This window comes from Marinobacter lipolyticus, from assembly GCF_018424605.1.
GTDB lineage: Bacteria > Pseudomonadota > Gammaproteobacteria > Pseudomonadales > Oleiphilaceae > Marinobacter > Marinobacter lipolyticus_B.
Window position 1 is genome coordinate 439,799 of the sequence record NZ_QTKT01000003.1, and the last position, 13,531, is coordinate 453,329.

At 60.9% G+C, this 13,531-nt stretch carries 14 protein-coding genes; 10 read left to right on the top strand and 4 right to left on the bottom strand.

Annotated features, from left to right (window positions below; all coding sequences use genetic code 11):
• Positions 1–113: 113 nt before the first annotated feature.
• The 8 genes from DYI22_RS06695 (at position 114) to DYI22_RS06730 (ending at position 8,125) form a co-directional block, all read left to right on the top strand.
• Positions 114–854, top strand: coding sequence for an enoyl-CoA hydratase-related protein (locus DYI22_RS06695; RefSeq protein WP_213477258.1), 741 nt, complete (start codon positions 114–116; stop codon positions 852–854).
• A 181-nt stretch (positions 855–1,035) separates the two neighbouring features.
• On the top strand, positions 1,036–1,830 hold the full coding sequence (locus DYI22_RS06700; RefSeq protein WP_213477259.1) for an SDR family NAD(P)-dependent oxidoreductase: 795 nt from the start codon (positions 1,036–1,038) through the stop codon (positions 1,828–1,830).
• Positions 1,830–2,294, top strand: a complete 465-nt coding sequence (locus tag DYI22_RS06705) for a PaaI family thioesterase (RefSeq protein ID WP_213477260.1) — start codon at positions 1,830–1,832, stop codon at positions 2,292–2,294. The genes DYI22_RS06700 and DYI22_RS06705 overlap by 1 nt, the downstream gene beginning before the upstream one ends.
• Positions 2,287–3,489: an acyl-CoA dehydrogenase family protein gene (locus DYI22_RS06710; RefSeq protein WP_213477261.1), complete on the top strand. Its 1,203-nt coding sequence runs from the start codon at positions 2,287–2,289 to the stop codon at positions 3,487–3,489. Before DYI22_RS06705 ends, DYI22_RS06710 begins: the two co-directional genes overlap by 8 nt.
• A gap of 165 nt (positions 3,490–3,654) precedes the next feature.
• Positions 3,655–4,422: an SDR family NAD(P)-dependent oxidoreductase gene (locus tag DYI22_RS06715; RefSeq protein ID WP_213477262.1), complete on the top strand. Its 768-nt coding sequence runs from the start codon at positions 3,655–3,657 to the stop codon at positions 4,420–4,422.
• Positions 4,423–4,594: 172 nt separating this feature from the next.
• Complete coding sequence (locus tag DYI22_RS06720) at positions 4,595–5,659, top strand: phosphotransferase (protein ID WP_213477263.1); 1,065 nt, start codon at positions 4,595–4,597, stop codon at positions 5,657–5,659.
• Complete coding sequence (gene surE, locus DYI22_RS06725; protein ID WP_213477264.1) at positions 5,656–6,435, top strand: 5'/3'-nucleotidase SurE; 780 nt, start codon at positions 5,656–5,658, stop codon at positions 6,433–6,435. The genes DYI22_RS06720 and surE overlap by 4 nt, the downstream gene beginning before the upstream one ends.
• A 22-nt stretch (positions 6,436–6,457) precedes the next feature.
• Entirely contained in the window at positions 6,458–8,125 is a 1,668-nt protein-coding gene (locus DYI22_RS06730; protein ID WP_213477265.1) for a long-chain fatty acid--CoA ligase, read from the top strand.
• A 13-nt stretch (positions 8,126–8,138) separates the two neighbouring features.
• On the opposite strand, the gene DYI22_RS06735 is transcribed toward DYI22_RS06730, so the two are convergent.
• The 4 genes from DYI22_RS06735 to DYI22_RS06750 form a co-directional block, all read right to left on the bottom strand.
• On the bottom strand, positions 8,139–8,594 hold the full coding sequence (locus DYI22_RS06735) for a MaoC family dehydratase (RefSeq protein ID WP_213477266.1): 456 nt from the start codon (positions 8,592–8,594) through the stop codon (positions 8,139–8,141).
• Positions 8,595–8,624: 30 nt separating this feature from the next.
• Positions 8,625–9,386, bottom strand: coding sequence for a class II aldolase/adducin family protein (locus DYI22_RS06740; protein WP_213477267.1), 762 nt, complete (start codon positions 9,384–9,386; stop codon positions 8,625–8,627).
• A gap of 124 nt (positions 9,387–9,510) precedes the next feature.
• On the bottom strand, positions 9,511–10,653 hold the full coding sequence (locus tag DYI22_RS06745; RefSeq protein ID WP_213477268.1) for an acyl-CoA dehydrogenase family protein: 1,143 nt from the start codon (positions 10,651–10,653) through the stop codon (positions 9,511–9,513).
• A gap of 10 nt (positions 10,654–10,663) precedes the next feature.
• Positions 10,664–11,860 carry an acyl-CoA dehydrogenase family protein gene (locus DYI22_RS06750; RefSeq protein WP_213477269.1) on the bottom strand — a complete coding sequence of 399 codons (1,197 nt, stop codon included), beginning with the start codon at positions 11,858–11,860 and terminating at the stop codon, positions 10,664–10,666.
• Between the two features lie 344 nt (positions 11,861–12,204).
• Between DYI22_RS06750 and DYI22_RS17450 the strand changes: the two genes are divergently transcribed.
• Positions 12,205–12,957, top strand: coding sequence for a hypothetical protein (locus DYI22_RS17450; protein ID WP_228300841.1), 753 nt, complete (start codon positions 12,205–12,207; stop codon positions 12,955–12,957).
• 24 nt (positions 12,958–12,981) lie between these two features.
• Positions 12,982–13,530 (top strand): hypothetical protein, encoded by a 549-nt coding sequence (locus DYI22_RS17455; RefSeq protein WP_228300842.1) that lies wholly within the window; start codon positions 12,982–12,984, stop codon positions 13,528–13,530.
• The last annotated feature ends 1 nt before the right edge of the window (position 13,531 follow it).

The following is a 13,531-nucleotide window of genomic DNA, read 5'->3' on the forward strand; positions in this document are numbered from 1 at the left end:
ACTTATGACTGCAGAATGAATCCTTGTATCTGAATCTATCATACGCTTTGCTTTTTGCAATAGGATGGAAGTCGAAATTCTGTTACCGATCTTCAGACGACAGGGGAAGTATAGTGATTATTGCTCATCGCGGGGCCGGACATGTCCATCTCGTCATCTCCCGAACCGACAAGAAAAATGCTCTCACCCGCGCCATGTACCGACAGTTGGGGGAGGAGATTGCCCGGGCCGCGGCCGACCCCAGCGTCAACGCCATTGTGCTCAGTGGTGACGGCGGCGTGTTCACCGCCGGTAACGATCTGGACGACTTCCGTGCCCGCGCCATGGATGAGAATCCCCAACCCTCAGCGGGGCTGGCATTCATCGAAACCCTGATGGCGTGTGATACACCGGTCATTGCCGCGGTGGAAGGGCTGGCCATTGGCATCGGGACCACCCTGCTATTGCATTGCGACCTGGTGATCGCCGGCCGCTCCGCCCGCTTCAAGACCGCCTTTGTGGACCTCGGGCTGGTGCCGGAAGCGGCCTCCACCGTCACCATGCCTTTGCATCTGGGGGCCCGTAAAAGCGCCGAGCTGTTGCTGATGGGCGATACCCTGGACGGTGAGGAAGCCCGGGAATGCGGTCTGGTCAGTCGCACGGTGGCCGATGGCGAAGCACTGGCTCAGGCATTGGCGCAGGCCGAGCGGCTGGCGGCAAAGCCCCGCGACGCGCTGGTTGCCAGCAAGCGACTGCTGAAAGCGCCCTGGCGGGAGATGGTCCGCGAAGCGCTGGAGCGGGAGCGCACGGTGTTCGCCGAGCGCCTGCGTTCCGAGGACTGCCGGGCGGCGCTGGCGCGCCTGGGCAAGCGTTAGGTCAGGGCCATGGCGTCCAAGGTTTGATCCGGTTTTCCATGTTTTCTCTTTTTTGGTGTTACTGTGTTTTATCTGGTGAAATTATCTTCCGTTTATGTTGACTAAAAACTGGAAGGCGTGACAAATTACGGTCATGTTGAATAAGTGACGACGCGAATAAACCACAACAAGGAGCATCGGCATGGGGCGTTTCGACAACCGGGCAGCCATTGTGACCGGTGCCGGCAGCGGCATCGGCAGGGCGACCGCCGTGCGTCTGGCCCGCGAGGGCGCGCGGGTGATGATGGTGGACCAGTCTGAACCGGGACTGCTCGACACCGAGAGCCTGCTGCCCGAGGGCGCGCAGGCACTGCGGCGGGTTGCCGATGTGGCCGATGAAGCCCAGGTCAAAGCTCTGGTGGAGGAAGCCGCGGGTACCTTCGGCAGGATTGACGTGCTCTGTAACATTGCCGGCATCGCCAGCACCAGCGGCGCGCACCCGCCGGTTACCGGTAATGACCGCGAAGAGTGGGAGCAGGTGCTCTCGGTCAACCTGATTGGCACCATGCTGTTCATCAAGCATGTGGCGCCGCACATGCAGGCCCGCAAACTGGGCGCCATCGTCAACACCGCGTCGGTGGCGGGTATCCGGTCCGGCGCCGGCGGCAACGCCTACAGTGCCTCCAAGGCCGGGGTGATCAACCTCACCATGACGGCGGCCTGCGATCTCGGCGACGACAATGTGCGGGTGAATGCCGTGTGCCCGGGGCTGGTGGAAACCGGCATGACCCAGGCGGTGTTCGACTACGCCCGCGCCCAGGAAAAGGCCCACAAGCTGGGTTCCCGCTGTGAGTTACGCCGCTACGGCGCGCCGGAAGAAATCGCCGCGGCGATCCTGTTCCTGGCCAGCGACGACGCCAGTTACATCACCGGGCAGGCCCTGCCGGTGGATGGCGGCAACACCGCGTCTCTTAACCTGCCGGGGATGAAAGTGTGATGAGTGAGCAAGACCCACTGTTTGCCCATGGAGAAGACCTGCCAGGATTTCACAGCCTGCTGGGCTATCGCCAGGTGTCCTGGGACGAGAACGAAGCGGTGCTGGAGCTGGCGCTGCAACCCCGGCACCTGAACCTGGGCGGCGTGATCCACGGCGGTGTGCTCACCTCCCTGCTGGACATTGCCCTGGCCCAGGCCGGCACCCATTGCCCTTACCCCGGCCGCATGCGCAAGGCCATTACCCTGTCGCTGACCACAACGTTCACCGGCCAGTGTTCCGGCGGCACCATCCGCGTCACCGGCCGCAAACGAGCTGGCGGCAGCCGCATTTTCAATAGCAGCGGCGAAGTGCATGACGAGCAGGGCAACCTGCTGGCGATCGCCGAAGGCACGTTTCGCATCCGTTCCGGCAGTGAACAACCGGAAGGTGTGCCAATCAACCAACGAGGACCCGGACATGTTTGAGCTGTCTGATAAAGCCAAGAAGTTACAGACGCAACTCCACGAGTTCATGGATGCCTACATCTATCCCAATGAACACAAGCACCATGAGCAGGTCGAGCAGGCGGAGAATCGCTGGGCGCCGGTGCCGATCGTCGAGGAGCTGAAAGAAAAGGCGAAAGCCGCCGGCCTGTGGAACCTGTTCCTGCCGGAAAGCGAATACGGCGCCGGCCTCACCAACTATGAGTACGCCCACCTGTGCGAGGTGATGGGCCGCTCCGCCATGGCGCCGGAGGTGTTCAACTGCTCGGCGCCGGACACCGGCAACATGGAGACCATTGCCCGCTACGGCAATAAAGAGCAACAGGAGCAGTGGCTGAAACCGTTGCTGGCCGGCGAGATCCGCTCCTGCTTCTCGATGACCGAGCCGGATGTGGCGTCGTCCGATGCCACCAACATTGCCTGTGAGATTCGCCGTGAGGGCGACGAATATGTGATCAATGGCCGCAAGTGGTGGTCCTCCGGTGCCATGACCACCACCTCAAAGATTGCCATTGTGATGGGCAAGACCGACCCGACCGCGGAAAAGCACCAGCAGCAATCGATGATTCTGGTGCCGCTGGACACCCCGGGGGTGAAAATGATCCGCCCGCTGACGGTGTTCGGCTACGACCATGCGCCCCATGGTCACGCCGAGATTCATTATGACAACGTGCGGGTGCCGGTGGACAACATTCTGCTGGGCGAGGGCCGCGGCTTCGAGATTGCCCAGGGCCGCCTCGGGCCGGGCCGTATCCACCACTGCATGCGCACCATCGGTGTTGCCGAGCGCGCGCTGGAGCTGATGTGCAAGCGGGCGAATGAGCGTGAGGCCTTCGGCAAGCCGTTGTCCAGTTTCGATTCCATCCGCAAGGACATTGCCCGCAGCCGCATCGAGATCGAGCAGGCGCGGCTGATGACGCTGAAAGCGGCGCACATGATGGACACCGTCGGCAACAAGGTGGCCCGTCAGGAAATTGCGATGATCAAGGTGATTGCCCCGAGCATGGCGTTGAAAGTGCTGGACCGGGCCATTCAGGTTCACGGTGGCGCTGGTGTATCCCAGGACACCTTCCTGGCCGAAGCCTGGGCCAAGGTGCGGACCTTGCGGCTGGCGGACGGCCCCGATGAGGTGCATCTGGATTCCGTGGCCAAGATTGAGCTTCGTCAGTATCGCTAAAGATTTTCGGCCCGCTTTGACGGGTGTATGAACGAACGGGGGATCACCTGCCGGGACACGCCGTGAATACGTCCTTGTAGGCTTGGGCAAAACATCCCTGTTTTGCACAGTCCCGGCAGGTGATCCCCCGTTCGTTCTCAAAGTTTTGAGCATGAGGATCGATTAATGACTAACCCACTGTTTGATATGACCGGGAAGGTCGCCTTGATAACCGGTTCCACCAAAGGCATCGGCCGTTCAATTGCTGAAGAAATGGCCCGTCTGGGAGCCAAAGTGGTGATCTCCAGTCGCAAGGCGGATGCCTGCGAGCAGGTCGCCAGCGAGCTGAAAGAACAGGGCTATGAAGCCATCGCCATTCCTTGCCACGTTGGTAAAAAAGAAGACCTTCAGAACCTCGTCGACAAGACCAACGAAGCCTGGGGCGCCATCGACGTGCTGGTGTGCAACGCCGCCACCAACCCGGTGTACGGCACCACCGCCGAGATGACCGACGATGCCTGGGACAAGATCATGGACACCAACGTCAAAGGCACGTTCTGGCTGACCAACATGGTGTTGCCGCAGATGGCGGAAAAAGGCGAAGGGGCTGTGGTTCTGTTGTCCAGCATCGCCGGTATCCGTGGTAACACCACCATCGGCACTTATGGTGTTTCCAAAGCTGCCGAAGCCGCATTGGCGAGAAACCTGGCTGTGGAATGGGGTCCAAAAGGCATCCGCGTGAACAGCATTGCCCCCGGCCTGATCAAAACCGATTTCGCCAAGGCTCTCTGGGAAGACCCCGTGCGCGTGAAGCGTGCGGAAGACAAGACGCCGCTTAGACGAATTGGTGATCCGGTCGATATCGCAGGCCTGGCTGTTTTCCTGTCGACCAAGGCCAGCGCCTACGTCACGGGACAAGTCATTGTGGCCGACGGTGGTGAAACGATCTGCTAAGGGTTGCCATCAGTCGTGGGGGAGGCCGACAGGTGGGGGTGTCTTTGTTCCGGGAAAAAGAACTCGCTGCGCTCAGACACCTTTGTTCCCTGCACAAAGACACCCCCACCCGCCGGCCATCGCACTTTTGTGCGGGCTTTGAATTTAAAAGATTGAAAGGCATGAACGAATAATGAGTATGACGCCAGAGTTGGTGGATGTTTTGCCAGCCCACAAGTTTGACGAGGTTGCACTGCTGGGATGGCTGCAACAGGCTCTGCCGGAATTTGGTAGCCGCATGGTGGTTAAGCAATTCCAGGGTGGGCAATCCAATCCGACCTTCCTGCTGGATACCGACAGCGGTCAGTACGTTCTGCGCAAAAAGCCACCGGGAAAGACCTTGCCGTCTGCTCATATGGTGGAACGGGAATATAAGGTCATGCGGGCGCTTTCCGAGTACACAGAGGTTCCGGTGCCGGTCACCCGGGCGCTTTGCGAGGACAGCAGCGTTATCGGAACGCCGTTTTATGTCATGGACTACCTGGAGGGCCGCATTGTCAGCCATCCAGCCCTGCGGGCGCTGGATCGCCATGAGCGGATGCTGGCCCATTTCTCGGCCGTTGATACCCTTGCCGCTCTGCATTCGGTGGACGTGAACCAAATCGGCCTGGGCGATTATGGTCGCCCGGAGGGCTACGTCGCGCGGCAGGTCTCCCGCTGGACCAAGCAATACCTGGCGTCGAAAACCGACGACATGCCGGCCATGGACAAGTTAATGGACTGGCTGCCGAAGAATCTGCCGTCCACAGACGAATGCGCCATCGCTCACGGCGACTACCGCTTCGGCAATCTGATGCTGGCCCCGGACAAAGCGGAAGTGATCGCGATTCTGGACTGGGAATTGTCCACCCTCGGGCATCCGCTGGCGGATCTGGCTTATTACTGCCTGCCTTACCATTTACCTTCGGATATGGATGGCATGCGTGGACTGGTGGGCGAGGATCTGGAAGCTTTGGGTATTCCTGACGAGCAGGAAACCATCGCGCGTTACTGCAAGCAGACCGGCCGTGATGGCATTGCCGACTGGCACGTATTCCTCGCGTTTTCGCTGTTCCGCCTGGCCGCCATTCTGCAAGGCGTTTACAAGCGCGCCCTGGATGGCAATGCCGCCAATGCCGATGCACTGCAGGTGGGTAAGCGGGCGAGCCTGCTGGCCGAGGCGGGTTGGCGCATTGCCAGTGAGGGTGAGCGGTCATGAACGAGCCGATGGTTCAGCGCATCCTGATCACCAACGACGATGGCATTAACGCCCCCGGGCTGAAGGTGCTGGAGCAGATCGCCCGTAACCTGGCCGAGGAGGTGTGGGTGGTGGCGCCGGAGCACGATCGCAGTGGCGCCGGTCAGAGCATTTCCATTCACGATCCGCTGCGGGTGTACGAGCAGGGTGACCGGCGCTATGCGGTGTCCGGCACGCCGGCAGATTGCGTGCTGTATTCACTGGCGCAGTGGTTCGGCGAGACGCCGCCGGATCTGGTGCTGTCCGGGGTGAACTGCGGTGCCAATATCAGTGATTCGGTGCAGTACTCGGGCACGGTTGGCGCGGTGCTCAGTGCCGAGCACATGGGTATTCCGGCGATTGCCCTGAGCCAGGCCTTCATGAGCCGTGAGGGTGTCGACTGGTCACCGGTTGCCACCTTCGGGGAAGCCGTGGTGCGCCGGCTCTGGCAGCCGGGGCAGCGACGTGCCTGGAACGTGAATTTCCCCGCCTGCGAGGCGGCCGCCATTACCCAGGCAAAACTTTGCAAACAGTCCAACGGCTCGATCCAGCGTGCCCGCCTGCTGGCGGGTCAGGATGCCCGCAGCCTGCCGTACTGGTGGCTGGGGTTTGATCGCAGCTCGCGGCATATCGTGGCGCCGGACGAAGACGTCAGCGTACTGCGGGACAAAGCCATCGCCATTACACCATTGCGCCACCGGGAGCGACTGCCCGGTGGCTCCGACGTATTAGATCTGGCCGCAACGGCGGCTCACTGAACTGAATAAGGGGATCACAATAATGACCTTTACCCGCCATCACGCCGTTTGGCCGAAAGAACTGCCCAAGAGCATGGCGCTGCCGCAGACCAGTGTCTTTACCAATCTGGAAATATCGGCACGGCGTTATCCGGACCGCACCGCGATCATTTTTTACGACGCGCCGATGACTTACCGCCAGCTACTGCAGGAAGTGGAGGCCATGGCCGGTTACCTGCAGGCACAGGGCGTGAAAAAAGGCGATCGGGTGCTGCTGTACATGCAGAATTCCCCCCAGTACGTGATTGCTTACTACGCCATTCTGCGCGCCGACGCCGTGGTGATTCCGGTTAACCCGATGAACCGGGCGGCGGAGCTGGAGCACTACGTGGCTGACACCGGCGCCAGTGTCTGCCTGGCGGGGCAGGAGCTGACCGGCTTTATCGCGCCGTTGCTGGAAACCACTGATCTCAACCACATCGTGGTGGCGTCTTACAGTACCTATATAAGCCCGGACACCGATCTGGATCTGCCGGCGGAAGTTGCCGCTCCGGCCTGGTCCCGGGAAGTGCCGGGCGTGGTCACCTGGGAGCAGGCGCTGGCGGAGAAGCGGGTACCGTCTGCCCACACTGCCGGCCCGGACGATCTGGCGGTGATTCCCTACAGCTCCGGCACCACCGGCGCGCCCAAGGGCTGCATGCACACCCATCGCAACGTGATGGCCACCGCCGTGCACCGGGCGTTCTGGAACCTGAGCACCGCCAACACCGTGCAGCTGGCCACTCTGCCGTTCTTCCACGTCACCGGCATGACCGGCTCCATGAACAGTCCGATCTACAGCGGCTCCACCACCGTGATCATGACCCGCTGGGACCGCACCACCGCGGCGCGGTTGATCGAGCGCTACCAGGTCACCGGCTGGACCAACATCGTCACCATGGCGGTGGATTTCCTGTCCAACCCGGACATCGGCCAGTATGACCTGACCAGCCTCAACACCATCGGCGGTGGCGGCGCGGCCATGCCGGAAGCGGTCGCCGCCAAGCTCAAAACCATGACCGGGCTGGATTACATTGAGGGTTACGGGCTGTCGGAAACCATGGCGGCCACTCACATCAACCCGTCCGACCACCCCAAGCCCCAGTGCCTGGGTATCCCGGTGTTCGATGTGGACAGCCGCATCATTGATGTGGAAACCCTGGAGGAGAAAGGGCCCAATGAAGTGGGCGAGATTGTCTCCCACGGCCCCCAGGTGACCCAGGGCTACTGGAACCGTCCGTCGGAGACCGAAGCGGCCTTTGTGGAGATCGATGGCAAGCGCTTCTTCCGCACCGGTGACCTGGCCTACTACGACGAGCAGGGTTACTTCTTCATGGTGGATCGAGTCAAGCGGATGATCAACGCCTCCGGTTTCAAGGTCTGGCCCTCGGAAGTGGAAGGCTTGATGTACCGACACCCGGCGATTCACGAGGTGTGCATCATCTCATCGCCACACCCCAAGCGCGGCGAGACCGTGAAGGCCTGCATCGTGCTCACCCCGGACGCCGATACCAGCACCACGGAGGCGGATATCGTTCTCTGGTGCAAGGAACAGATGGCCGCCTACAAGGTGCCGGAAATCATCGAGTTTGTGGACGAGCTGCCGAAATCGCCCACCGGTAAACTGATGTGGCGGGCGTTGCAGGAAGAGGAGTGGAAGGCCAAAGCCTGATCGCTGCCGGCCGCTACGCCACGTACATCACCAGATTCTCAGCCACGCAGGCCGGCTTGCCCTCACCCTGGATTTCCACGGTGGTACGGTAAGTGGCCAGCGTGCGCTGATCGTCCAGTCTGGCCACCTCCACCAGTTCCATCTTGCTGCGAATTGCCGCTCCGGATTTCACCGCGGCGGGGAAGCGCAGCTTGTTCATGCCGTAATTGATGCTGGCGCTGGTACCCTGCACGTTGATCACCTCCTGATTCAGCTGCGGAATCAGCGACACCGTCAGAAAGCCGTGCGCCACCGGGCTTTTCCACGGCGCTTCCCGGGTCGCCCGTTCCACATCCACATGAATCCACTGATGATCGCCGGTGGCGTCGGCAAACGCCTGAATCATCTCCTGGGTGATGGTTTTCCAGGGGCTGTGGCCGATCACCGAGCCGGTGTGACTATCCAGTTCGTTAAGTTCAACCAATAACATGTCTGCGTCCTTACACTGGTGGGTTTGAGTCTAGACTGCGTACCCGGGATTTTTGCTGTCCAGCAGCCGGACCAGAGCCGGCCAGGTCAGTGCCGAAGCTCGCCCCAGCGACTGGGACTGGTCCGCCGTGGTCTGAATGGCCTGCTCAGACGGCCTATGCGTCGGCCCACAGCTCTGGGCCTTGACCTGAATTTCGCAGGCCTTCATCAGAAAGTACAGATAGGTGAAGGTCTCTGGCACGTCTTTTCCTGCCGTCAGCACACCGTGGTTGCGCAGCAGCATCATCGATTTGTCGCCCAGGTCCCGGATCAGCCGTTCCCGCTCATCGAGATTCAGCGCCACACCCTCGTAATCGTGGTAGCTCAGGTGATTCAGACACAGCATCGCGGTCTGGCTCAGTGGCAACAGCCCGTCCCGGTGTGCCGACACCGCCACGCCGTCGGGGGCGTGCAGATGCATCACCGCGCCGGCGTCCTCCCGGCCCATATGCACGGCGCTGTGAATGGTGAAGCCGGCGGGATTCACCCGGCTGACGCCGCCGGATTGCACCACCTGGCCTTCCTTATCCACTTTTACCAGCGACGACGCGGTGATCTCATGGAACAACAGCCCGTAGGGGTTGATCAGGAAATGATGCTCCGGCCCCGGGACTCGCGCCGACAGATGAGTGAACACCAGATCGTCCCAGCCGAACAGCGCCACCAGACGGTAGGCCGCGGCCAGCTCGGTGCGTACCTGCCATTCGGCTTTTGCCAGCGCCTCTGGTGTTGACGGATCGCTTGTTGTTGTCATGGTGATAGTCCTCAACCCGGTGAATGAAACGGTTATGCATAAAAAAGGGGGTGGCAAACGCCACCCCCGCAAAAAGACCACCGACTGGAGAGTGGGGTCTCAGGCTCACAAGTCCAAAAGCCTGTTAACTGGCCTGCAGCAGGGCGGCGTAACGTTCCAGATGGAAATCGTCGTCACCCAGCTGATGGTTGATGGCGATCAGCCGCTTGGCGTAGTGGGCGAAGTTGTATTCCCAGGTCATGCCAATGCCGCCGTGGGACTGAATGCCGGCCTCGGAGATGAACTGACCGGCGCGGCCGATCACATTCTTGGCGGCGGCCAGCACCCGGCGGCGCTCATCGCTCTGCTCGCTGTCGGCCACGCTGGCCGCCAGGATAGCCATGGAGCGGGCCTGTTCCAGCTCCGACATCATGTCCACCATGCGGTGCTGGAGCACCTGGAACTTGCCAATGGGCACCCCGAACTGCTTGCGCTGCTTGAGGTAGTCCAGGGTCAGTTCATTGGCCATTTCCATGACACCGACGGCTTCGGCACACAGGGCAGCGATGGCGCGGCCGGCCTGGTATTCGATCACGCTGCCGGCCTGGCCTTCGTCGCCGAGGAGGGCGTCTGCGCCCACCTGAACGTTAGTCAAAGTAATGTCGCAGCCCTTGGCACCATCAATGGTGGGGTAGGTACGACGTTCCACGCCGTCGGTGTCCGGGCTGAAGGCAAACAAACTGATGCCGTCGGCGCTATCGCTGTTACCCGAGGTGCGGGCCGATACAATGATCAGGTCGGCGCAGTGGCCACCGATGACCACGGCCTTGCGGCCATTGAGTAGGTAACCTTCGCCGTTTTTCTCGGCGCGGGTCTCCACGTTGTTCAGATCGTAATAGCTCTGGGGCTCCTGGAGGCCTACCGCGGCCTTGAGTTCGCCGCTGGCGATGCCGGCCAGCCAGTTTTCTTTCTGGCGGTCGTTACCGGCCTGACCGATCAGGCCGCCACCGAGAATGACGGACTGCATATACGGCTCCAGGCACAGGCCACGGCCGAGCTCAGCCATTACTGACTGCACTTCCACGCCGCCCCCGCCAAAGCCACCCAGCTCCTCGGAAAAGGGCACGGCGGTCAGGCCCAACTCACTGAGCTGGCGCCAGAAATCGGCGCTGAACCCCAGTTCGGTCTCGCTGAACTCCAGGCGCTTCTCAAAACTGTATTCACCGCGCACCAGGCGCGCCACGGTGTCCTGCAGCATCTGCTGCTCTTCGTTGAGTCGGAAATCCATGGTCGCCTCCTTAAAGCCCGAGAATCATTTTCGACACGATGTTCTTCTGGATCTCGTTGGACCCGCCGAAAATCGACAGCTTGCGGTTGTTGAAGTACTGGGCGGAGAGCGGCGCGGCGTTCTCGTCCGACAGGAACTCGCCGTCGTAAGCCAGATCCAGCTCTTCCTCCACGAACGGCAGGGCATAGGGGCCGATGGCGCGGCGCGCCAGATCGTTGATGGCCTGACGAATCTCGGTGCCTTTCACTTTCAGCATGGAGCTTTCCGCGCCCGGAACACCGCCGCCTTCCACCGAGGCGATGATGCGCAGGTTACTGATGGCGGCGGCGGTCAGATCGATTTCTACCTTGGCAATGCGCTGGCTGAAGGACGGGTCCTCGATCAGCGGCTTGCCGTTCTTCATGCGGCGGCTGGCCAGTTGTTTGAGGTGAGACAGCGCCGCCTTGGACATGCCGATGCCTGCCAGTCCGGTACGCTCGTAAGTGAGCAGGAACTTGGCGTAGGTCCAGCCTTTGTCCTCTTCACCGACCAGGTTTTCCACCGGGACTTTGACGTCTTCAAAGAACACTTCGTTGACTTCGTGTTCGCCATCCAGGGTGATGATCGGGCGCACGGTGATGCCCGGGGTGTTCATGTCGATCAGCAGGAAGGAAATGCCCTCCTGGTTCTTGACCTCGGTGTTGGTGCGCACCAGGCAGAAAATCATGTTGGCGTGCTGGCCGAGGGTGGTCCAGGTTTTCTGGCCGTTGACGATGTAGTGGTCGCCGTCGCGCACGGCACGAGTCTTCAGGGACGCCAGATCGGAGCCTGCGCCGGGCTCGGAATAGCCCTGGCACCACCAGTCCTCGCCACTGAGGATGCGCGGCAGATAGTGCTGCTTCTGGGCGTCGTTGCCGAACTTGATGATCACCGGCGCCACCATGTTCACCCCGAACGGGATGGAGCGGGGCACGCCGTAACGGCAGGATTCTTCGTCCCAGATGTGCTTCTGCACCGGGGTCCATTTCACACCGCCGTACTCTTCCGGCCAGTGGGTGGCGTACCACCCCTGTTTGCACAGGATCTGCTGCCACCGTAGGTGGTCCTCTTTGGACAGGCGGCGGAATCCTTTCACCTTGGCGGCGATGTCCGCCGGCAGCTTCTCATCCAGGAATGCTCTTACCTCGTCGCGGAAGGCAAGTTCCTCGGCCGTGTAGTTCATGTTCATCGAATAGACCTCGTCAATGCATTACAGCGAAAATATATACCGCATAGCAGAATTACTCAATGATCTTTTAAAGCTTGCCGCTCTGTCAACGATAGTGAAACAAGAAAACACACAGTAACTACGACTTTCATCAAAATTTGGTTTCAAAGTCTTGTTGATTGATTTTCGCTCGTCTATATTCGTTAACTCGGAAATGGGTACTGCTAAGTGGAATTGGAATCCACATAAATACCGCAGAGTGAAATAAGTGTGCGAGTTGTGCTTTTACTCACCACTTGCCATGCCCGTGACCGGCGTTCGCATAACAACGAGACATTCAACCAACGCCTTTCAAGAGGTCTGACATGACAAGAACAACATCCATTCGCCCACGCCCGCTGGCGCGGGCCGTCGCTGTTGCCAGCCTCCCGCTGATTGCCCTGGGCTCCGCCACAGCATCGGCACAGAGTGATGAACTGCAGGAGCTGCGGGATCGCATCCAGAAACTGGAAGCCCAGCAGGCGGCCCAGGAAACCGGCACGGCGCCGGAGCCCGCCACCGACAACGAATATCTGACTCGTGATGGATCGGGTATCCGTATCGGCGACACCACGATCACCATTGGCGGCTTCATCAAGGCCGACGTACTGGCGGGGTCCAATGGCAATGGCTGGGCCAACGCCTATTCCATCGGCCTGCCCCGGTCGCTGGCGAGCGCCGCCAAAAACGGCGAGAGTGACTGGAAAACCGGGTTCAGTGCCCGCGAGAGCCGCATCAGTCTCGGCACCCGCACGCTGGACGTGGCTGGCCACGACCTGACCACCTATGTGGAAGTCGACTTTAACCAGGGCGCGAATGCTGACGGCAACGAAGTCGTCTCCAACAGCTATGCGCCGCGCCTGCGTCAGGCGTATGGTTCCTGGAATGGCTGGGATTTCGGCCAGACCCACACCACCTTTACCGAGTTGGCGGCGTTGCCGGAAATTCTCGATCAGGGTAAGCAGGCGGCCTTCATCTACCTGCGCCAGCCGATGGTCCGCTACAACGCGGCGGTGCCCGGTGGCAAGTTGATGGTGGCGCTGGAGAATCCGGAAGACGGATTTGGCTCCAACTCCTAAGACGACCAGTCCTACCCGGATCTGGTGGCCCGTTACCAGATGCGCAACGACTTTGGCATCTACTCCATTGCCGGCCTGGTGCGTAATCTCGAAGATGACGCCGCCGATGAAACCAAGGTGGCCGGCGCGGTGTCGGTCAGTGCACGCATTTCCACGGTGGGTCGTGACGACCTGCGCCTGCAGTACAGCTACGGCGCGCTGGGCCGCTACGTGGGCCTGTTCACCTATCCGGATACCGACCTGGTGGCCCAGGCCGGTGGCGACGTTGAGCCCATCGATACCTTTGGCGCCACGGCAGCCTACCGCCATTTCTGGAGCCCGAACTGGCGCAGCAACCTGACCGTGTCACACACCGAGATCACCAGCGATCTGGAGGCACCCGCGGCGCCCAGCGGCAACGGCACCCTGAGCTATTTCGATTCGGCCACCTCGGTACACGCCAACCTGCTGTGGTCGGCCAGCCCGAAACTGACCCTGGGGCTCGAATACGCCTACTGGGATTTCAGCGAGATCGGCACCGGCAGCCGCTACCAGTACGAGCAGGTGATGGCGTCAGCAAAGCTGAGTTTCTGAT